We start from the raw sequence: 21,120 nt of genomic DNA on the forward strand, positions 1-21,120 counted from the left end.
CCTTTTGTTAGCAGAGTACACTTTATGAGCGCATTAAAAGCCGAGCGAGGCCTGTTTTCTTACCCTAAGTATTGGGCTGAATGCTATGGCACGGCGCCATTTTTACCAACCACCCGTGCAGAAATGGATGCATTAGGCTGGGATAGTTGCGATGTGATTATCGTCAGTGGCGATGCCTATGTTGATCACCCAAGTTTTGGTATGGCTGTAATTGGCCGCATGCTTGAGTCTCAGGGGTTTCGCGTTGGTATTATTGCTCAGCCTGATTGGAACTCAAAAGATGCCTTTATGGCGTTAGGTAAGCCTAACTTATTTTTTGGTGTGACTGCGGGCAATATGGACTCGATGATCAACCGCTATACTGCTGAAAAGCGTATGCGCCATGATGATGCATACACGCCGGGTAACATAGGTGGTAAACGTCCTGATCGTGCTGTGGTTGTGTATAGTCAACGCTGTCGTGAAGCTTATAAAGATGTGCCGTTAATTATTGGTGGTATTGAGGCGAGTTTACGTCGTATTGCGCACTATGATTACTGGCAAGAAAAAGTACGCCGAAGTGTTTTGTTTGATGCCAAAGCTGACATTCTAATTTACGGTAATGCCGAGCGTCCGCTTGTTGAAGTTGCGCACCGAATTGCTGGTGGTGAGTCGGTTGATACCATTCAAGATATTCGTGGTACCGCGGTTATTCGAAAAGAGCCTTTGCAGGGCTGGCGTGGCAGTGACTCTACGGCTATCGATAAAATCGGTAAGATTGATCCAATTCCAAACCCGTATGGTGCAGATGATGTCGGTTGTAGTAAATCTGAGTTTAAACAAGCGGGTATTGATTTAAGCGCAGAGGCTGCCAAGCCAATCACTATTCAGCCTGCGCGTCCTAAGCCATGGGAAAAGACCTACGTTAAGTTACCAGCGTATGAGCAAGTGAGTGTAAATAAACCGCTTTATGCCCATGCGTCGCGTATTTTGCACCAAGAAACAAACCCAGGTTGTGCACGTGCCTTGTTTCAACGCCATGGCGACCGTTCGATTTGGGTGAACCCGCCTGCATTTCCGCTTGAAACTGAAGAAATGGATGGCGTATTTGGTTTGCCATATCAGCGTATTCCACATCCAAGCTATGGCGATGAAAAAATTCCTGCCTATGAAATGATTAAAACCTCGGTGAACATTATGCGCGGGTGCTTTGGTGGTTGTTCTTTCTGTTCGATTACAGAACATGAAGGACGCATTATTCAAAGCCGTTCAGAGCAATCAATTATTGATGAAATTGAGCAAATTCGTGACAAAGTACCGGGCTTCACAGGGGTAATTTCTGACTTAGGTGGCCCAACAGCGAATATGTATAAATTGCGCTGTAAGAGCAAAAAGGCCGAGAGCACGTGCCGACGTTTATCATGTGTTTATCCTGATATCTGTAAGCATATGGACACCGATCACACCCCAACGATTGAGCTTTATAAAAAAGCCCGTGATGTGAAAGGCGTGAAGAAAATCTTGATTGCGTCAGGCGTACGCTATGACTTAGCAGTAGAAGATCCACGCTATGTAAAAGAGCTGGTTACTCATCACGTAGGCGGCTACTTAAAAATTGCCCCTGAGCATACTGAGGATGGCCCATTATCTAAGATGATGAAGCCGGGCATGGGTGCTTACGATAAATTTAAAGAGCTATTTGATAAATACTCAAAAGAAGCCGGTAAGAAACAGTATTTGATCCCGTATTTTATTTCTGCACATCCAGGAACGAAAGACGAAGACATGGTTAACATGGCGCTATGGTTAAAGGCCAATGACTTTAAGCTTGATCAGGTACAAAATTTTTACCCGTCGCCAATGGCCAACGCAACGACAATTTATCATACCGAGATGAACTCGTTACGTAATATTAAAAACAATACTGAACAAGTGCCTGTGCCAAAAGGGGCACGTCAGCGTCGCTTGCATAAAGCTATTTTACGCTATCATGATCCTGCCGGCTGGCCGATGATCCGCGAAGCTCTTAGAAAAATGGGCAAAGCGAATCTAATCGGGAAAGGGCCAAACTGTTTGGTGCCTGAAGAGAGTCGCAACGAAAAAGCGGCAAATAGTAAAGGTGGTAAAGGCCGTGCGGCACTTACACGCCACACTGGTTTTAGCCAATTCAAAAAGGCCAATACCAAGCCTAGAGTAGGTAAAAATAAGCAGCGCGCAAAGTAAAAGATATAAATGGCCCTTAAAGGGCCGTTTTTATATTAGATCAATAACCAGGTTGCAGTGCCTAAAAAGGCAAAAATACCAACAATATCGGTGACGGTTGTCAGTACCACACTGCCGGCGAGGGCTGGGTCAATTTTCATTTTCTTAAGAATTAACGGAATACTCGCACCCGCGATACCAGCGGCAACAAGATTCATAAACATCGCAAACGCTAAGACCGCACCGAGCTTAAAGTCCCATTGCCATAGGGCAACCACACCGGCAATCAATATCGACCAAATAACGCCATTCAGTGCGCCTATCGCCAGTTCCTTAAGTAATAAGAAGCGTTGGTTTGTTTGGTTGATATGGCCAACCGCTATACCACGAATAACCAGTGTTAATGTTTGGCTACCTGCAACACCACCCATTGAAGGTACGATACCATTTAGTACCGCCAAAATAGGCAAGATTGCTAAGGTGTTTTCAAAAAAGCTTGCCACAATTGCTGCTAGCAATGCGGTTAATAAGTTAACTCCCAGCCAAATAGAGCGACGCTGCGAACTTTTGAGTACTGGCGCAAAGGTATCTTCTTCGTCGTCAAGACCAGCAAGGCTTAACATGCTGTGTTCAGCATCTTCACGGATGACGTCAACGATATCATCGATGGTAATACGACCAAGCAAGTGAGCGTTATCATCAACAACAGGGGCTGAAATCCAGTTATGACGCTCGAACAATTGCGCTACATCACTTTCATCCATTGAGATCAGGATTGACTCACACTCTTCATCCATTAAATCACGAACAATTTTATCCGATGAGTTGGTCAGTAATGTGGTTAACGAAAGCGCGCCTAAAAAGCAGTTATGTTTATCAACAACGTATAAGTCATCTGTACCCTCTGGTAGTTCACCACGCAAGCGTAAATAGCGCAGGACTACATCTAAGGTAACATCTGGACGGATTGTTACCGTATCGCTGTTCATCAGGGCACCGGCTGAACGCTCTTGGTATGACAGTGCCTGAGTTGCCCTTTCTCTATCTTGCGAGTCCATTGCACTGACTACGTCTTGATAAACGGTGTCAGGAAGGCTACGAAGAACTTCACCTAAGTCATCGTCGTCCATGTCTTCGGTTGCAGCAGCAATGTGCTCAGGCTCCATCTGAGCAATAATACCTAAACGTACGTCTTCTGAGAGTTCTTCTAAAACATCACCACGCACATCTGGGTCTACCAACTGCCATAGCATGCGACGAATTTTATGGGGAGATGACTCTAATAATAAAGCGGTATCACACGGAGCTGTTTTAGCGAGCATGCCTCGCACCTGAACAAATTGTCCACTATTGAGTGACTTGGTCACTTGTTTAAGTTGTTGTAGTGGGTAGTCTTGTTCAAAGGCTTCTGGCATTGGCGTCCTTACAACTGAAAATAGATTAATACAGATTCTGCAAATACAGCATAGTTGCTAAGTGGTGTATTTGCAGGATATCTTCACACTGCGATAAAATTATTAAGTGCTTTGTATTTTTAAGGTGTGAACGATATAAAAGTAGGATATTTAAAGAGAATTATAAATACCTGAACTAAGTTTAACTTAAACGGTTAAGCCTTAGCAAACGCTATTCTTGTTCATGAAAGCGTTGTGCAATTAATTCTCCAATTGCGTTCAGTGCAGCCTCTGCATCTGGGCCTTCACATACCACACGCACTTCTTTACCTTGGCTACTTTCAAGTAGCATTAAGGCTAAAACACTATCACCTTCAGCTTCTTTATCGTCTTGATAAAGCATAATTTTAGCATCAAATTGCAAAGCAAGTTGTGCTAAAACAGTGGCTGCTCGTGCGTGCAAGCCAAGCTTATTTTGAATTAAAAACGTGTCTTCTGCGTGCATCTGGCATCCAATTAAATATCTTGCTCGCGATGGCGGATTTTTACGTTCGCATGCGTTTTTGAAAAGCTATCACCAATGGTCTGCGCTAAATATACCGAGCGATGTTGCCCGCCAGTACAGCCAATTGCGATGGTAAGATAGCTGCGATTGTTACGCTCAAGGTGAGGCAACCATGTTTGCACAAATGTTTGAATTTGCCATGTAAATTTTTGCACTATGCTATGACTTGCAAGGTAATCTTTTACTGGTTGATCTAAGCCTGTGAGTGGCTTTAGGTCTGGCTCCCAGTGTGGATTTGGTAAAAAACGTGCATCAAATACGTAATCGGCTTCTTTTGGAATACCATGTTTAAAGCCAAACGACATAAAGGTGATAATCAGCTTTTTATCTTTTTTACCTAAGATCTTTTCACGAATTGATTCAGCTAACTGATGAACACTCAGGTCGGTGGTATCAATCATAAAATCAGCGCGCGTGATCAGTACATCCAGTAATACTCTTTCTTGCTTAATTGCTAAATCGAGTGGCAGCGAGTCAATCGATAGAGGATGTAAGCGTCGCGTTTCAGAAAAGCGTTTGATCAGAGTTTGGTCATCACTGTCTAAATAGAACAGTGTTGGGTTTGCGAAACCTGGCAGGTATTCAAGAATATCATTAAACTCTTGCTGCTCTTTCGGTAAGTTACGCACATCTATGCTGACTGCTATTTTGTCATAGTTGTCAGAAACGCTACGAACAAGCGAAGGTAATAAGTTGACTGGGATATTATCAACACAGTAGTAACCCAAGTCTTCAAGTACACGTAAAGCGACCGATTTACCTGAGCCTGAGCGACCGCTGATGATAATTAATTCCATTTATGCCTCTGCTGATATGACCTGAAACAGTTCGTGGTCTGTTTTAGCGCTACGTAACTGTTTACAAAACTCTTTATCTTTTAGTCTATCAGCAATTGTCGATAAGGTCTTTAGGTGAAGTTGGCTGTCTCCATCTGGTACGATGAGTGCAACGAAAATATCCACAGGTCGGTTATCAATTGCGTCAAAATTGATTGGGGATTCACTCACTATGACAAATGCCTGTGGTTGCTCTGCACCACTCATGCGGCCATGTGGAATAGCAATGCCACGACCAATACCTGTACTGCCTAATTTTTCTCTATTGAGTAAGGCATCAAGGACGTCTTGTTGAGATAAATGAGGAAGCTGCTGGTGAGCCAGCTCGCTGATATATTCAAGGATTCTTTTTTTGCTATTAAAAAGGACCGCAGCTTTGCTGCAGTCCTGGTTAGTAAGTGAACTAAGTTTCATAATTTAGTGTCGAGCTAATTTCTCTTTGTGTTTAATGACTTGACGATCTAGTTTGTCGATTAGCGAGTCAATGGCTGCATACATATCTTGGTGTGCAGTTGAGGCAAAGAGCTCGCCTCCATTTACATGTAAAGTTGCTTCTGCTTTTTGGCTTAATTTTTCTACATCTAGAATGACATGTACATTATTAATGTGGTCAAAATGCCTTTCTAGTTTTGCAAACTTGCTGTTTACATAGTCTCTTAATGAATCAGTGATTTCTACATGACGACCAGTTAAATTTAGTTGCATAAGCATTTTCCTTCTATGTAAAACGTCTAAATCAAACTCTTACGCTGATTAGACGGAGGTATCGCTAGAGACTCTCGATATTTTGCAATTGTGCGTCTAGCTACTTTAATTCCTTGCTCAGCCAATATATCTGCAATTTTACTATCACTCAATGGTTTAGCTGAGTTTTCTGCAGCGATAAGCTTTTTGATCAAAGCGCGAATTGCTGTTGATGAACACTCACCACCGTTTTCTGTGCTGACATGGCTTGAGAAGAAATATTTCAACTCAAAAATCCCGCGAGGGGTGTGCATGTATTTTTGTGTTGTAACACGTGAAATTGTCGATTCATGCATTTCGACCATTTCTGCGACATCGTTCAGCACCATTGGTTTCATGGCTTCTGGGCCATGTTCAAAAAATGCTTGTTGTTGCTGTACGATACAATTGGTCACTTTTAAAAGTGTATCGTTACGGCTCTCTAAGCTTTTAATAAACCATTTAGCTTCTTGTAAATGAGAGCGAATAAACTGGCTATCGCTGCTCGATTTTACTGAGCGTGACATAGCTGCATATTGGCTATTCACTCTAATTTTTGGCATACAATCTGGGTTTAGTTCAACGACCCAACGACCTTTAACTTTTTTAACCGATACATCGGGTATAACGTACTCAGACTCTTCGCGAACTATGCTGTCTGCTGGCTTAGGGTTTAAGCTGTGGATCAGCGTCATTACTTCTTTTAGTTCGCTTTCTTTAAGCTTAGTCTTTTTCATCAAAGTGCGATAGTCGCGACTTGCTAATAATTCAATGTGCTCAGATAAAACCATTTTAGTTTCAGCTAAATACGGCGTACTCGCATCGAATTGGCGAAGCTGGATACATAAGCACTCTTGTAAGCTACGGGCACCAATCCCTACTGGATCAAACAACTGTATTCTCTTTAAGACCGCTTCGACTTCATCTAGTTCGATTTCTTCTTCATCATTATTTTGATTAAAACTTTCGACTATGTCTTCGCAGCTAACAGTTAAAATACCTGAGTCATCAATTGCCTCTACGATGGCGACAGCGATCGCTTCGTCAGTTGGGCTAAATGGTGTGAGTTGTAATTGCCACATAAGGTATTCATGGAGGGTTTCAGTCGATGCACCTTGATAAATTGACTCATCTTCTGGCATTGGACCTGATGATGTTGATGGGGCAGCACTCATGTACTCATCCCATGTCACATCCATGGCTAAATCGTCACTTACGGTGTCTTTGTTAAGGGCATCGCTGCTTTCTTGTTCGTACTCACTCGGCGCTTCTTCGGCCGATGCACTTAGCTGAGTATCATCAGATTCAGCTTTTTGCTCGTTCTTACCAATGTTTTCATCGTTGTAATCTGCTTCTTCCACTTCAAGCAGAGGGTTACTATCAAGTGCTTCTTGAATTTCTTGCTGGAGATCCAATGTACTAAGCTGCAGCAAGCGAATTGCTTGTTGCAGTTGTGGAGTCATTGTAAGTTGCTGGCCCATGCGCAGCTGTAATGATTGCCTCATGTATCCCTAACAATCCTTTTATGTGTTATCGACACCTGTGCAGTCACAGGTAAATTTATATCGATTTATTGTCATTGTTATTTAGTTTAGCAGATGCGCTAGATGGTGGCTTATTGGTTATAGCCTGAATTGCTCACCTAGATACACATCGCGTACGGTTTGGTCAGCTAAAACATGCTCAGGTGTTCCTGATGCAATTAGCTCCCCATGAGAAACAATGTAGGCTTTTTCACAAACATCAAGGGTTTCTCTAACATTATGGTCAGTGATTAATACACCAATACCACGATTTTTTAAGTGTTCAATAATTTTCTTTATATCTAACACTGAAATAGGATCAACACCAGCAAAAGGCTCATCTAACAAGATAAATTTAGGGTTTGCTGCTAATGCCCGAGCAATTTCTACGCGACGACGCTCGCCCCCAGATAAGGCCATGCCTTGACTATCACGAATATGCTGAATACTAAATTCATCAAGTAAGTTGTTGAGTGTTTCTTCTCGGCCTTGTTTATTTAAATCTTTACGCGTTTCTAAAATAGCCATTAGGTTTTGATAAACCGTTAACTTTCTAAAAATAGATGACTCTTGTGGTAGGTAACCAATCCCTAAACGTGCTCGGCTATGCATTGGCAAAAGTGTAATATCGTTATCATCAATGCTGATCTTGCCTTTATCGCTAGGTACTAAGCCAACAATCATATAGAAAGTGGTGGTTTTGCCTGCGCCATTTGGGCCAAGCAAACCAACGATACTGCCCGCTTCAACTTCAAGACCCACATTTTTGACAACTTGGCGGCCTTTATAGCTTTTTGCTAAAAGCTCTGCTTTTAATGTGCTCATGGTTGGCCTTTATCGTCTTGTTTGTTGTCTACAGGCACTAAGATTGTGTGTACACGGTCTGTTGAGTTTTCATCTTTTTCTGCGCTAATTAGTTGTTGTGCCATATCATAGGTAATGCTTTTCGCTGTTACTTTTTGGCCTGCTTGAGTCACTTCGGCTTCGCCATTTAAAGTTAAGAAGCGCTTGGCTACGTCGTAGCGAACTTCTTCTGCACTGGCGCTCATTACCGTGCCATCTGCTTGCTTTTCTTCAAAATAAGCAGGCTTACCTGTGGCGATAATTAACTCAACAGTACCTTCTGTATCACCACCATGGGCTTCAAGGCGTTCGGCTGTGATCCGGCGGTTACCATGTATAATTTCGACATTGCCTTCAAATATACCAACGCCATCTTTTAGCTTACCAGTTTGGCGATCTGAGCTTATGCTAATTTGTGCGCCTGTCTGCTCGGCAGCTACGCCTGAAAAGGCAATCAATAAGCTTGGGATCAGGAGTAATTTCTTCAGTTTATTGGTCATAGTATATGGTTCGTGTATGGTTAGTTAACTCTACAATCTCGGTTTTTAAATTAGCTTTCAGGCCTTTACCGGTAATTTTTAAATTTGGTCCTGTTAGCGTCACAGGTTGCTTCGAAAACATGGTCATTTGTTCTATATCAACGTTAATGTTTTCAGCTTTAATATCTTCGATCATGCCATTATGGGTTAAGTTTTTAGCAACAACATCTCCTTCAAAAATAAGCTGATCGTTTTCATATAATGTGGCTTCTTTAGCTTTTACTTGCCAAATTTGCTGGTCGCCATAAAGTGTAAAAATAGGTTGCTCAAAAAAGGTAAACCCAAGTTGCTGATACAGCTCCATTTTTGCAGCAGCCACTTTATGGCTAATCTTGCCTTGCTCATCATAAGCGGTTTGCTTTAGTGCAACGGCCGTATAATCGGGAGTTGCAATAATCTCGTCTTCACTATTTATTGTGTTTGTTGTTTGGTTAAAGTACGGATACCACAACCACACCATGCAACAAACAAAAACAATACTCAGTAAAATACGGGCTATATTCATGCGCTGGTTCCATCGCTAGTTAACGGCTTACCGTTTTCTAACATCAGTAAATCTGTTAATTCACGTACAGCGCCAAAGCCACCCGGTAGCATGGTCGTATAGTGAGCCAGTTTTTTTATCAATGGGTGCGCATCATTGACTGCTACCGCAAAGCCTACTTTTTCCATTACAGGCAAATCAGGGCCATCGTCACCAATGTACGCTATTTGCTCATCTTCTAGGCCAAGTTTATCTTTTAACTCTTGGTATGCAATCAGCTTTGTTTCTTGGCCTTGATAAATATGCTGTACGGTTAGGCTAGTCATTCGCTGCTGAACTATTTGTGAATGGCGCCCGGTAATAACGGCAACTTCAAAGCCACTATTAATGAGTGCTTTTATGCCAAAGCCATCTTTGGTATTAAATGCTTTAAGCTCTTCGCCCTGATTTCCAAGATAAATTCGGCCATCAGAAAAAACGCCATCAATATCACATATTAGTAACTTAACTTTTTGAGCACGCTGACTTACATCAGGACTAATGGGCTGGTATAGCTCGGCGAATGTCATTACTTACAGAACTCCTGCTTTTAATAGGTCTTGCATATTAAGCGCGCCAATCGGTGTATTATTTTTATCGATTACAATCAAGCCGTTGATACGTTTGCGTTCCATAATATTTAACGCCTCAGCAGCCAGCATCTCTGCACTCGCTGTAGTACATGAGCGCGTCATGACCTGGCTAATGGCGGTACTATGAATATCAATACGTTGCTCTAAAATACGACGTAAATCACCATCCGTAAATAAGCCGCAGAGTTTTTGGTCTTCCGCGACCACGGCTGTCATACCTAACCCCTTCGCAGACATTTCAATAAGCGCATCTTTAATGCTTTGCGACTCGTGCACTATTGGTGTTGCATCACCACTGTGCATTACATCGTTTAATGTAAGCAACAAGCGCTTACCCAGGCTGCCTCCGGGATGAGATAATGCAAAGTCATCGGCTGTAAAGCCACGTGTTTCGAGTAAAGCAACAGCCATTGCATCACCCATAACCAAGGTTGCTGTAGTGCTTGCCGTTGGCGCAAGACCCAGTGGACATGCTTCTTGGCTAACTTTAATGCAAACATGCACATTAGAGAGCTTTGCCATTGTTGAGTCAGGGTTACCTGTTAGCGAAATCATTTTTGCGCCAATTCGTTTAATAACAGGAATAATGCTTAACACTTCACTGGTTTCACCCGAATTCGAAATGCACATTACTACATCATCTCGAGTGATCATCCCTAGGTCGCCATGGCTTGCTTCGCCAGGATGAACGAAAAATGCCGGTGTACCAGTGCTTGCTAATGTGGCAGCTATTTTATTGCCAATGTGGCCAGACTTACCCATGCCTATAACGATGATACGGCCTGTGCATTGGTACATTAGCTGACAAGCTTGCTCGAAATGTTCATCGATGTACTGATCTATTTCGTGTAAAGCTTGCGCTTCAATTTCAAGAACGCGCTTACCTTGCGCAATAAAATTTAGCTGGGTCATTGATTATCCTATTTGGCTAAAAATATAGCCTTGATATGCAATAAATGCGACTAACAAAAAGCCACCTTCTACTCTATTGATGCGGCGAGCACCTTTAAAGTTCAATGACATGGCAATCAGCACTAAAGTAGCTGCAATCATGATAAGGGCATCGCGGTTCGCTGCAGATGGGTCGATAATCGATGGGTTGATGATCCCAGCCAGTGGTAAAACAGCGAGTAGGTTGAAAATGTTCGAGCCTACAATATTACCCAATGCTAAATCATCTTCGTTTTTCAATACCCCAGCAATACATGCAGCCAGTTCAGGTAGACTGGTACCAATAGCGATAATTGTTAAACCAATTACAAGGTCTGAAAGGCCAAAGTATTTAGCAATATCAACGGCTGATTCGACTAAAAAATGTGAGCTGATAGGTAAAAGTATCATACCGATAACAAGCCATAGGATAGCTGATTTAGTACTGACATTATCGGGAACATCCTCACATGCCTCGCTCACGAAAGGGTCATCGTCTTGATTTTTAGCGCGTAAAGACACAATCACTAAGCCTGCGATGAAGACAACAAAGGCAAGAGCTAATGCGATACCTTCGGCAAACGAAAAGTAGTTATCTGAAAACACGTACCATGCCGCAATTGAGACAAGTAGTACTAAAGGCATTTCTCGTTTTAAGGTCATTGACGAGACAGAAAGAGGGCGAAGTAGTGCTGTTACACCCAGTACAAGTAAGATATTGGTGATATTTGAGCCAACAGCATTACCTACTGCTGTATCAGTTTTACCGGCAAGCGCGGCAGAAGCAGATACCATCATTTCAGGGGCTGAAGAACCCATAGCAACAACCGTTAAACCTATGATTAGGGTCGGGATCCCCATATTTTTTGCGAGTGCAGCCGCACCATAAACAAACCGATCGGCACTCCAAACAAGTGCTGCAAAACCAATAATTAAAATGACAAAAGAAGTCACCATTGTGATACGCCAACATTACTGAAACAGATGACTGCAAATAGTAACAAAAGCGAGCAGGAAAGTATAAGTAAAAGAATAGGCTGGCAGGCACAAAGCGCGGTTTTTTAGGAATGAGATTTCAGGTGTGGTTAAGGAGCAACTGCGTAGAGTTTAATTTGGCGAATAGAAAATATTACAAAATTTTACGAATTGTTTTTTCCATCTTGACTAAAAAAACTTTAAAATGGCAAAACGAGTGAAAAACGTTATGGAGAGCGACTTGTCGCAATCAATAGTAGAAATCAAGGATGTAACCTTTTCACGGGGCGATAGAATCATATATAAAAATATGAGTTTTAACATTCCGAAAGGCAAGATCACCGCTATCATGGGACCGAGCGGCATAGGTAAAACCACCATGTTACGCTTGATAGGTGGTCAACTTAAGCCTGATTCTGGTGATATTTTGTTCGAAGGCAATAGTATTCCTAGCATGTCTCGCAAGGAGCTTTATGCTGCCCGCACTAAAATGAGTATGCTTTTTCAAAGTGGTGCTTTATTCACTGATATGTCTGTGTTTGACAATATCGCTTTCCCCTTACGCGAACACACTCAACTTAGTGAAGATTTAATTCGACTTGTAGTCCTTATGAAGTTACAAGCTGTAGGTCTTCGTGGTGCACAAGATTTAATGCCGTCTGAATTATCAGGTGGTATGGCACGCCGTGCAGCTTTGGCTCGCTCGATAGCCCTTGACCCCGAACTGATTATGTATGATGAGCCTTTTGCCGGCCAAGACCCTATATCGATGGGGGTACTTGTTAAGCTGATAAAATCACTGAATGAGGTGTTAGGTTTATCGTCGCTTATTGTAACGCACGATGTAACCGAAGTGCTTAGTATTGCAGATCACGTGATCATTATTGCTGATCAAGGTGTGATTGGTGAAGGCTCACCTGAGCAAATGCAAAATCATCAATCAGAGCTTGTTCAGCAGTTCTTAAAAGGATTATCGGATGGTCCTGTACCATTCCATTATCCTGCTCCTGCTTATGATGATGAATTATTGGGAGTACCGAATGCTTGATCTGTTTCAAAAGCTAGGTCACAAGACGTTAGGCCGTTTTGCTGCGCTTGGTCGCTCTACGCAAATGTTGTTTGGCGCATTAGTTAATATGCCAAACTTCAAAAAAGGCACGCCGTTACTGATCCGTCAGTTGTATATGGTCGGCTCACAATCGCTTTTAATCATTATGGTGTCGGGCCTGTTTATCGGTATGGTGCTCGCTTTACAAGGCTATACCGTATTAGTCGGTTATGGTGCTGAAGATAGCTTAGGGCCATTGGTGGCACTAAGTTTGTTACGCGAATTAGGGCCTGTGGTCACGGCGTTATTATTTGCTGGTCGCGCGGGCAGTGCACTAACAGCTGAAATCGGTTTGATGAAAGCCACTGAGCAATTATCTAGCTTAGAGATGATGGCAATTGACCCACTAAAACGCATTATTGCCCCGCGTTTTTGGGCTGGCTTTATTAGTATGCCATTGCTTGCATTGATATTTTCTGCTGTTGCTATTATCGGTGCTCACTTAGTTGGCGTTGATTGGCTAGGTGTTGATTCAGGTAGTTTCTGGTCAATCATGCAAGCGCAAGTGTCGTTTCAGCAAGATATTGTTAATGGCATGATTAAAAGCTTTGTATTTGCCTTGATTGTAACGTGGATTGCGCTTTACAAAGGGTATGACTGTATCCCTACTTCTGAAGGGATAAGTAAAGCGACAACAGAAACCGTTGTACACTCATCACTGGCAGTTTTAGGTTTTGACTTTATTTTAACAGCGGTAATGTTTACCAGCTAATTAGGGTATAAAGATGAATTCACGGAAATTAGAAATTTTAGTTGGCTTTTTTGTAGCCCTAGGTATTGCGGCTTTTGCATTGCTTGCATTCAAAGTAGCAAATGCCGGCATTAGTGGTAGCGGTGAAACGTACCAACTAAATGCCAAGTTTGAAAACATTGGTTCGTTAAAAGCCCGAGCGCCAATTAAGGTCGGCGGAGTTGTTGTGGGGCGTGTTGAGTCAATTTCAATTGATCCAAAAGAGTTTGTGCCAGTAGTTAACATGGCGATTGACGCAAACTATTTGTGTAAGTTTTCAGATACAACCTCTATCTCTATTTTAACATCAGGTATTTTAGGGGAGCAGTACTTGGGTATTAACCCGGTTATTGCTGCCGATTCTGCAGAGCAACGCTGCATGGGTGAAAAAGTGACAGCCGCTCAAGATGATGCTGCTTTAGATGATTTGTTTGGTGTTGAAAGTAAAGCGCTTGCTGATGGTGATTACATCACCGATACCAAGTCAGCATTAGTATTAGAAGAGCTGATAGGTCAGTTCTTGTTCAACCAAGGAAGTGAATAATGATGTTTAAAAAATTTCTAATCGCTTTAAGCGTGGTGTTTACGGTAGGTGTACACGCTGCAGAGCCTGAGGTCGATTTAAAAGACCCATACAAAATGGTGCGCAAAGTATCAGATAATACCTTTGCACGTATTACTAAAGATCAGCCTTTAATCGCCAAAGATAAAGAGTATCTAAGAGTGATCGTAGAAGAAGAGTTAATGCCTTACATTGACTACAAGTACGCTGCACTTCGTGTGTTAGGTAACCATGTATCAAAAGTACGTGCAATCGAAGATAAAGAAGAAAAGGCAAAAGCAATCAAAGATTTGCAACACTTCATTGATGTGTTTCAAAAATACCTAATTGCTACATACGCTGGTGTGTTTACGCAGTATACAAACCAAAGTGTTGAGTTTGGCCCAGCCCAGCCTTTTAAAGGTCAAGATGTGGTACTAGTCAAAACGAAAATTGTGGAACCAGGTAAGCCTGATATTAAAATTGACTTTAAAGTGCGTGAAGACCGAGATGGTGATTGGCGTGCATACGACATGATTGCCGAGGGTATAAGCCTGCTTGACGCTAAACAAAGTGAATTACAAGGCATTTTGCGTCAACAAGGTATCGAACACGTGAGTGACTTACTTGAGCAAAAGAGCCAACTACCAGTGCAGTTTAGAGGTGAAGGTGGCGATGAGTAACGTTGATATTACTCAACTCGAGGATAATCAGTTTCGGGTCAGTGGTGAACTGACCCGAAACTCTATCGCCAATGAACGCCTTCTGAACACCAAGTCACAATCTACACACAAAACGTGGTATTTTGACCTTTCTGGTGTATCTAGGGTTGACACGGCGGGCTTAGCTTGGTTAATTCACTCTTTCGCAGAATTAAAGCAGCAAGGTATTCGCCTTGAATTGCAAAATATTCCTGAGCAACTGCAAAACTTGATGCAGTTGGGACAGGTCACAACCTTATTTGAGTGAGATTTATGGAAACAAGCCAAGTCGAAACGTTATTACGCGACGAATTAAAGCTAGACGAAGTGATTGTTAAAGCAAACGGTAGCCACTACGAAGTGATTGCTGTTGGTGAGTGTTTTGACGGTTTAACGCGCGTTAAGAAACAACAATTGGTCTATGCTCCGTTAATGTCAACAATCTCAGACGGTACAATCCACGCTGTATCAATCAAAGCGTTTACGCCGACTGAATGGAAACGCGAACAAAAATTTATTTTACCTCAATAGTTTCAGGGCCTCCTCATGGATCAATTTGTTATTCAAGGTGGCACCTCGCTGGCAGGTGAAGTCACTATTTCTGGCGCTAAAAACGCCGCACTTCCTATTTTGTTTGCAGCACTGCTTGGGCAAGGTAAAAGTACCTTTAGTAACGTACCTCGCTTACGTGATATCGGCACCACCGAAGCTTTACTTAAAACGCTTGGTGCAACGGTAGAATGGCAGCAAGATACGCTGATCATCGATGGCGCGACGGTTGATAAAACTTTAGCTCCGTATGAGCTGGTAAAACAAATGCGTGCCTCTGTGCTTGCTCTGGGGCCTTTAGTGGCACGTTTCGGTGAAGCACAAGTTTCACTGCCTGGTGGTTGTGCCATTGGTGCCCGCCCGGTTGATATTCATATTCAAGGACTTGAGCGCATGGGCGCAGTGATCAAGGTTGAAAATGGTTATATCAATGCCAAAGTTGATGGTCGTTTAAAAGGCGCCGAAATCTTCATGGAAATGGTGAGTGTTGGCGCAACAGAAAACTTACTCATGGCCGCAACGCTGGCTGATGGTAAAACAGTTCTTGAAAACGCTGCACGCGAACCTGAGATCACTGATCTTGCGAATTGCTTAATTGCGATGGGCGCTAAAATCAGCGGTGCAGGTACAAGCCGCATCGAAATTGAAGGTGTTGAGTCGTTATCTGGTTGTGAGTACAGTATTCTTCCAGACCGCATTGAAACAGGTACTTTCTTGGTCGCTGCGGCAATGGCTGGCGGCGAAGTATTGTGTAAAAACACAGATCACCATAGCCTAGATCCCGTGATTGAAAAGTTACGCGCCACGAATGCTTTGGTTGAAGTGACTGATAACAGTATTTACCTTGATATGCGTGGTCGTGAATTAAAAGCGGTTAACATTAAGACCATGCCACACCCGGGCTTTCCAACCGACATGCAAGCGCAATTTACCGCTTTAAATGTGGTAGCGAAGGGCAGTGCTACCATCACTGAAACTATTTTTGAAAATCGTTTTATGCATGTACCTGAGTTACAGCGTATGGGCGCAAATATTCGCTTAGAAGGTAATACAGCAATTTGTGGTGATACAGAAAGGTTATCGGGCGCGCAAGTGATGGCGACAGATTTACGTGCGTCAGCAAGCCTTATTTTAACTGGTATTGTGGCGCAAGGTGAGACAGTTGTTGATCGCATTTACCACGTTGACCGTGGTTATCAGCGTATTGAAGACAAGCTAAGTGCGCTGGGTGCTAATATTAAGCGCCGTTCAAGCTAATAACTTAATACTTATAAAAAAGCCTAACGTCTGTTAGGCTTTTTTTTGGTTAAGATTTTGACTCTAGTTCGCCAACAGTAACCATAATCTTTAATATCTCACCATCACGATAGACTTCAAATTCTAGCTTATTGCCCGGTTCAGTTTTTGCTAGTTTGTCTAAAACTAGTTGTGGGTTAGCAACCGAAATACCGCCGATTTTAATTACGATATCGGTTTCTCTGATCCCTGCTTGCCACGCCGGTCCAAACGGGTCTAGCTCGGTAATACGCATTCCTGCTACAGGCGTAAAGTTATCACTAACATCTTTGCCTGTGCTATCTATGCCGGTGCCTCTAAAACCTAAATAACCTCGTACAACACGACCATGTTTGATTAATATATCCATGATGTCTTTAGCGATTGAGTAGGGCACTGCAAAGAAAATGCCTTGGATATCCAAATCTGCATGGGTTTTGAATTGCGCCGACGTGATACCTACTAAGTCACCACGTGAATTAACTAATGCGCCACCTGAGTTTCCTACATTTATGGCGGCATCCATTTGTAATAGGCTGCTGTATGGGCTGTCGATTAAGTTTTGCTTACCTGTAGCGCTAATAATACCTTGGGTAATGGTTTGACCTAAATTAAGCGGGTTACCAATGGCTAAAACAACATCGCCTACACGTGGTTTAAAACTGTCATTAACAGGAATGACAGGTAAGTGTTCAGCGTTTATTTTTAATAAAGCTAAATCTGTTTCACTATCAAAGCCAATCACTTGAACATCATAAAAACGACGACCGTCTGCCAGTGTAATAATGATCAAGTCGGCATTTTTAATAACGTGATAATTAGTCAGAATGTAACCGTCTTGCGACATAATGACGCCTGAACCAAGTGCCTGAACAGTGTTTTGACGTTTGTAGCGTGGTTGGTTAGAAATGCTTTCGGAAAAAATAGTTACCACAGAAGGGGCTGCACGTTGCACTGCATCGGCAAAGCTCATGTGCTGCGAGCTGATCGCAACGGGTAAATTCATGTTGGGTAATAAAGCGCTACGTAAACTCGGGCTAAAAAGCACGACCAAGAAGGCGATACCTAAACCAGTAAAAAGCGGCGGTAGGATAAATTTCAAAAGTTTTAGCACAATATTCTTATTATCAATGAGCAATTATTTAATGATGGCACAAAAAAAATAACAGCGGCAAGCACCACTGTTATTTTTTCATGAAAAATCAAATAAAATTATTGAATTAATACAAAAATAAGCTCTCGACCTCGTTTTACTCCTAGGACGATATTACCTTTAGTGTTTTCGATAATCTTATTCATGTCGCGGATTGTTTCAACACGTTGACGGTTTACTTGCATAATCACGTCACCTTCTTCAAGGCCTACCCGCGCAGCTGGAGAGCGAGCTGCCACACTGGTTATTTCAACTCCTTTACCATCACTCTTCTGAGTGTTCTCTAGTGTTGCACCTTGGAAAGCTGGATGAGTTTCTTCGCCAGCTGCTGTTAGTGAAGCTGCGCCATCAAGGGTTACATTTACTATTTTAACTTTACCATCTCGATAAATACCTAGTTTTACGCGTTTGCCTTCACCAAGCGTAGCAATTTTGCTGCGTAGTTCATGGAACCCGCTGATCTCAGTGCCATCGACGCTGATGATCACGTCACCGGCTTTGATACCCGCTTTACTTGCTGCGGTGTCATCCATCACTTGCATAACGTAGGCACCCTGTTTTACATCAAGTTTTTGTGCTTTAGCAAGGCCAGCGTCAAGCGGGCGACCTGAAATGCCCAGTGAACCGCGACGAACTTCGCCATGCTCAATAATTTGATCAACGAGGTTTTTCATCATGGTTGATGGGATAGCAAAGCCAATACCTACGTTTCCACCTGATGCGCCTAAAATTGCGGTGTTAATACCAATCAGCTCACCATTTAGGTTTACTAATGCACCACCAGAGTTACCTTGGTTAATAGCCGCGTCGGTTTGAATAAAGTCTTCATAACCTTCTATGTTTAAACCACTGCGACCAAGCGCACTCACAATACCAGAGGTTACTGTGTGGCTTAAACCGAATGGGTTACCGATTGCTACCGCAAAATCACCCACGCGCAGTTTATCTGAGTCGGCAATTTTTAGCTCAGTTAAGTCATCAGCATCAATTTGCAGCAATGCAATATCTGATTCTTTATCACTGCCAATTCTGGTTGCCTCGTACTCACGACCATCCTCAAGGGTGACAATCATTTTTTCTGCATCTTCGACAACGTGGTTATTGGTAACAATATACCCTTCGTCTGCATCAATGATCACACCTGAGCCTAGGCCGCTAAATTCACGTTTTTGACTACCGCCGCGTGGTACGCCAAAAAAGTCATCAAACGGTGTTGGACGACGACGAACTTCTTTTGAGCCTGAAACTTGAATACTCACCACGCCAGGGGTGATTTGTTCTAACATTGGTGCAAGGGTTGGTAACTGTTGACCATTTACCGCCACTGGCAATTTAGCCATTGAAACTGCAGGCGCTAACAATAAGCTTGAAGATAAAATAGCAGCACTAATAACAGATAATTTCATTTTCATAGTCAGGGTTTACTCCACATCAGAGATAAAGCAAAAACTAAAAAGGGCTGCATAAGCAGCCCTTTTCTTGGTTTAGATATAAAGCTGTTATATCTAAAGACTATGGGGTCAAAAAAAAGTTCATCAAGAGGCTTTAGAATGTTCTGAAACTTTATTTGAACCAGTAAATAACCCTGTTTCACCGACCACATAGTCTGCAGGTTGTGCTTCTGCACTCGAGCGATCGCCACGACGGTCTTGTAATGAGCTTTGCAATTGCTCGGTAGTTTCTTTTGAAAAGAACGGCTCGTTAGGGTGTTGCTTTTTATCTGCTAATAATAGTTTGTTCGTTTCTTCAACATGGTTGAGAAGCTGGTCATAGTTATCTTTCATCTTTGAGACAAGTTTCCCTGTGCTTGCCAAGTGATCGGCAACATCTTGGCGGTATTGCTCAAGTGCATTATTAGCTTGCTCTACTTGTTGTTCTAACTCATCTTGCTTAAATTGTTTCTTTGTTACAAACGCACCAATGAAAAATGCCGAAATTGCAACGATGATAAGAATACCTACCCAGGTAATTGTGCCCATAAATCTACCCCTTTGGGAAAAAATAACAAAAACAAATGCTGTAAAAGCACTTATAGTCCAATCATTATTAAAATATGCTTAATTTGATTGTGAAATCATACTGCGGGTTAATATACCCTGAGATACGATGCGTGTTAATATACTCTGCAAATTTAACTGTGTTTTATTGTAACGACCTATGACTCCTTGGCAGAAGTACCAACAAGATTTACAACGTGAAGACTTTGTACATGATGCAGCACAAGAAAATGCTGTGCGTCATTTGCAAAGGCTCTATGATGACCTAACGGCAGAGAAACCAGCCGCTAAGGGGTGGTTTGCCAAACTCTTCTCTAAAGATAGCACGCCAGCCATAAAAGGGCTCTATTTTTGGGGTGGTGTAGGTAGAGGTAAGACCTATTTAGTCGATACTTTCTACGAAGCTTTACCTACTGAACGTAAGATGCGTGTGCACTTTCACCGTTTTATGCATCGTGTTCATGATGAGCTCAAAAAGTTAAAAAATACCAGTAATCCATTAAATGTGGTTGCAGATATCTTTAAAGCAGAAACAGATATTATTTGTTTTGACGAGTTTTTTGTTCAAGATATCACTGATGCCATGCTGTTAGGTGGCCTGATGGAAGCGTTATTTGAGCGCGGTATCGTATTAGTGGCAACTTCAAACATTGTACCTGACGAGCTATACCGAAACGGTTTGCAACGCGCGCGTTTTTTACCAGCTATTGAACTAGTAAAAGCTAACACCGAGATTGTTAATGTGGACTCGGGTGTTGATTACCGCTTACGTACCCTTGAGCAAGCCGAAATTTTTCATAGCCCACTTGATCAGCAAGCGGATGATAATTTATTTGAATACTTTGATAAGTTGTCGCCAGAGCCTGGCGTGCTCGATAAAGCGATTGAAATCGAAGGCCGATTGATAAAAACGCGAAAGGTAGCTGATTGTATCGTTATGTTCGACTTTAGTGAGTTGTGCGAAACAGCGAGAAGCCAAGTCGACTACATGGAAATCAGCCGACTCTATAACACTGTTATTTTATCGAATGTTAAAGCGCTCGGCCAAGCTAATGATGATGCAGCTCGCCGTTTTATTGCGTTAGTTGATGAGTTTTATGAGCGTAATGTGACGTTAATTATTTCTGCTGAAAAGCCCATAACTGAGCTGTATAGCGAAGGTAACTTAAATTTTGAATTTAAGCGCTGCATCAGTCGATTGCAAGAAATGCAATCGCTAGAATATTTAGCGAGAGAGCATCTAGCGTAGTAGAGCTGTCAGCTTTCAGCCGTCAGTTTTTAGCTGATCGAGATAGTGGTTTAGTTATTTGTGTTAATGAACTGAAGTAGCTTTACATTCATTTTTCTATTTTTAAGCTTTTGATTGATCTGACTCCATAAAAGTAGACACCTTTTTGGAGTCAGTAATCATGAAAGTAAAACCATATCGTAAACATTCGCT

General features: G+C 42.3%; 24 protein-coding genes. 9 read left to right on the forward strand and 15 right to left on the reverse strand.

What is annotated here, in order from left to right; all coding sequences use genetic code 11:
• Positions 1 to 24: 24 nt before the first annotated feature.
• Entirely contained in the window at positions 25 to 2,202 is a 2,178-nt protein-coding gene (locus ACSFVZ_RS19100; protein WP_435559440.1) for a YgiQ family radical SAM protein, read from the forward strand.
• 35 nt (positions 2,203 to 2,237) lie between these two features.
• Here ACSFVZ_RS19100 and mgtE read toward each other — a convergent pair whose 3' ends face one another.
• The 12 genes from mgtE to ACSFVZ_RS19160 all read right to left on the reverse strand — a co-directional run bounded on the left by mgtE (position 2,238) and on the right by ACSFVZ_RS19160 (position 11,607).
• Complete coding sequence (gene mgtE / locus ACSFVZ_RS19105; RefSeq protein WP_135923426.1) at positions 2,238 to 3,596, reverse strand: magnesium transporter; 1,359 nt, start codon at positions 3,594 to 3,596, stop codon at positions 2,238 to 2,240.
• Positions 3,597 to 3,807: 211 nt separating this feature from the next.
• Positions 3,808 to 4,080 (reverse strand): HPr family phosphocarrier protein, encoded by a 273-nt coding sequence (locus tag ACSFVZ_RS19110; RefSeq protein WP_135923427.1) that lies wholly within the window; start codon positions 4,078 to 4,080, stop codon positions 3,808 to 3,810.
• A gap of 11 nt (positions 4,081 to 4,091) precedes the next feature.
• Positions 4,092 to 4,937 carry an RNase adapter RapZ gene (gene rapZ, locus ACSFVZ_RS19115; protein WP_135923428.1) on the reverse strand — a complete coding sequence of 282 codons (846 nt, stop codon included), beginning with the start codon at positions 4,935 to 4,937 and terminating at the stop codon, positions 4,092 to 4,094.
• Positions 4,938 to 5,390 carry a PTS IIA-like nitrogen regulatory protein PtsN gene (gene ptsN, locus ACSFVZ_RS19120; RefSeq protein ID WP_135923429.1) on the reverse strand — a complete coding sequence of 151 codons (453 nt, stop codon included), beginning with the start codon at positions 5,388 to 5,390 and terminating at the stop codon, positions 4,938 to 4,940.
• A 3-nt stretch (positions 5,391 to 5,393) separates the two neighbouring features.
• Positions 5,394 to 5,681 (reverse strand): ribosome hibernation promoting factor, encoded by a 288-nt coding sequence (gene hpf / locus ACSFVZ_RS19125; RefSeq protein ID WP_135923430.1) that lies wholly within the window; start codon positions 5,679 to 5,681, stop codon positions 5,394 to 5,396.
• 26 nt (positions 5,682 to 5,707) lie between these two features.
• Positions 5,708 to 7,204 carry an RNA polymerase factor sigma-54 gene (locus ACSFVZ_RS19130; protein ID WP_135923431.1) on the reverse strand — a complete coding sequence of 499 codons (1,497 nt, stop codon included), beginning with the start codon at positions 7,202 to 7,204 and terminating at the stop codon, positions 5,708 to 5,710.
• Positions 7,205 to 7,321: 117 nt separating this feature from the next.
• Positions 7,322 to 8,047, reverse strand: a complete 726-nt coding sequence (gene lptB, locus ACSFVZ_RS19135) for an LPS export ABC transporter ATP-binding protein (protein ID WP_135923432.1) — start codon at positions 8,045 to 8,047, stop codon at positions 7,322 to 7,324.
• Entirely contained in the window at positions 8,044 to 8,565 is a 522-nt protein-coding gene (lptA, locus tag ACSFVZ_RS19140; protein WP_135923433.1) for a lipopolysaccharide transport periplasmic protein LptA, read from the reverse strand. Before lptA ends, lptB begins: the two co-directional genes overlap by 4 nt.
• Positions 8,555 to 9,109: an LPS export ABC transporter periplasmic protein LptC gene (gene lptC / locus ACSFVZ_RS19145; RefSeq protein WP_135923434.1), complete on the reverse strand. Its 555-nt coding sequence runs from the start codon at positions 9,107 to 9,109 to the stop codon at positions 8,555 to 8,557. The genes lptA and lptC overlap by 11 nt, the downstream gene beginning before the upstream one ends.
• Positions 9,106 to 9,657 (reverse strand): 3-deoxy-manno-octulosonate-8-phosphatase KdsC, encoded by a 552-nt coding sequence (gene kdsC, locus ACSFVZ_RS19150; protein WP_435559441.1) that lies wholly within the window; start codon positions 9,655 to 9,657, stop codon positions 9,106 to 9,108. The genes lptC and kdsC overlap by 4 nt, the downstream gene beginning before the upstream one ends.
• Positions 9,658 to 9,660: 3 nt before the next feature.
• A complete protein-coding gene (locus ACSFVZ_RS19155; RefSeq protein ID WP_138558036.1) occupies positions 9,661 to 10,632 on the reverse strand; it encodes a KpsF/GutQ family sugar-phosphate isomerase in 972 nt (323 codons plus the stop codon).
• A 3-nt stretch (positions 10,633 to 10,635) separates the two neighbouring features.
• Positions 10,636 to 11,607, reverse strand: a complete 972-nt coding sequence (locus ACSFVZ_RS19160; protein ID WP_138558035.1) for a calcium/sodium antiporter — start codon at positions 11,605 to 11,607, stop codon at positions 10,636 to 10,638.
• Between the two features lie 247 nt (positions 11,608 to 11,854).
• Here ACSFVZ_RS19160 and mlaF point away from each other — a divergent pair, with 247 nt between their 5' ends.
• The 7 genes from mlaF to murA are packed head-to-tail and all read left to right on the forward strand — an operon-like array spanning position 11,855 to position 16,511.
• Positions 11,855 to 12,673 (forward strand): phospholipid ABC transporter ATP-binding protein MlaF, encoded by an 819-nt coding sequence (gene mlaF, locus ACSFVZ_RS19165; protein WP_135926228.1) that lies wholly within the window; start codon positions 11,855 to 11,857, stop codon positions 12,671 to 12,673.
• Positions 12,666 to 13,445: a lipid asymmetry maintenance ABC transporter permease subunit MlaE gene (mlaE, locus tag ACSFVZ_RS19170; protein WP_135923438.1), complete on the forward strand. Its 780-nt coding sequence runs from the start codon at positions 12,666 to 12,668 to the stop codon at positions 13,443 to 13,445. The genes mlaF and mlaE overlap by 8 nt, the downstream gene beginning before the upstream one ends.
• 13 nt (positions 13,446 to 13,458) lie before the next feature.
• Positions 13,459 to 14,007, forward strand: a complete 549-nt coding sequence (gene mlaD / locus ACSFVZ_RS19175; protein ID WP_135923439.1) for an outer membrane lipid asymmetry maintenance protein MlaD — start codon at positions 13,459 to 13,461, stop codon at positions 14,005 to 14,007.
• Between the two features lie 2 nt (positions 14,008 to 14,009).
• Entirely contained in the window at positions 14,010 to 14,687 is a 678-nt protein-coding gene (locus tag ACSFVZ_RS19180; protein WP_135926229.1) for an MlaC/ttg2D family ABC transporter substrate-binding protein, read from the forward strand.
• Complete coding sequence (locus tag ACSFVZ_RS19185; RefSeq protein WP_135923440.1) at positions 14,680 to 14,973, forward strand: STAS domain-containing protein; 294 nt, start codon at positions 14,680 to 14,682, stop codon at positions 14,971 to 14,973. Before ACSFVZ_RS19180 ends, ACSFVZ_RS19185 begins: the two co-directional genes overlap by 8 nt.
• A 5-nt stretch (positions 14,974 to 14,978) precedes the next feature.
• On the forward strand, positions 14,979 to 15,236 hold the full coding sequence (locus ACSFVZ_RS19190) for a BolA family protein (RefSeq protein ID WP_065978178.1): 258 nt from the start codon (positions 14,979 to 14,981) through the stop codon (positions 15,234 to 15,236).
• A gap of 15 nt (positions 15,237 to 15,251) precedes the next feature.
• Complete coding sequence (gene murA, locus ACSFVZ_RS19195) at positions 15,252 to 16,511, forward strand: UDP-N-acetylglucosamine 1-carboxyvinyltransferase (RefSeq protein ID WP_135923441.1); 1,260 nt, start codon at positions 15,252 to 15,254, stop codon at positions 16,509 to 16,511.
• Positions 16,512 to 16,560: 49 nt separating this feature from the next.
• Here the strand turns inward: murA and ACSFVZ_RS19200 are convergent, their stop codons facing one another.
• The 3 genes from ACSFVZ_RS19200 to ACSFVZ_RS19210 form a co-directional block, all read right to left on the reverse strand.
• On the reverse strand, positions 16,561 to 17,643 hold the full coding sequence (locus ACSFVZ_RS19200; RefSeq protein WP_435559442.1) for a trypsin-like peptidase domain-containing protein: 1,083 nt from the start codon (positions 17,641 to 17,643) through the stop codon (positions 16,561 to 16,563).
• 98 nt (positions 17,644 to 17,741) lie between these two features.
• Complete coding sequence (locus ACSFVZ_RS19205; protein WP_295510943.1) at positions 17,742 to 19,094, reverse strand: Do family serine endopeptidase; 1,353 nt, start codon at positions 19,092 to 19,094, stop codon at positions 17,742 to 17,744.
• A gap of 123 nt (positions 19,095 to 19,217) precedes the next feature.
• Entirely contained in the window at positions 19,218 to 19,661 is a 444-nt protein-coding gene (locus ACSFVZ_RS19210) for a Z-ring associated ZapG family protein (protein ID WP_135923444.1), read from the reverse strand.
• A gap of 178 nt (positions 19,662 to 19,839) precedes the next feature.
• On the opposite strand from ACSFVZ_RS19210, the gene zapE reads away from it, so the two are divergent.
• Positions 19,840 to 20,928 (forward strand): cell division protein ZapE, encoded by a 1,089-nt coding sequence (gene zapE, locus ACSFVZ_RS19215; RefSeq protein ID WP_135923445.1) that lies wholly within the window; start codon positions 19,840 to 19,842, stop codon positions 20,926 to 20,928.
• The last annotated feature ends 192 nt before the right edge of the window (positions 20,929 to 21,120 follow it).

The sequence above is a fragment of the Pseudoalteromonas nanhaiensis genome (genome assembly GCF_051235485.1).
Taxonomy (GTDB): domain Bacteria; phylum Pseudomonadota; class Gammaproteobacteria; order Enterobacterales; family Alteromonadaceae; genus Pseudoalteromonas; species Pseudoalteromonas lipolytica_C.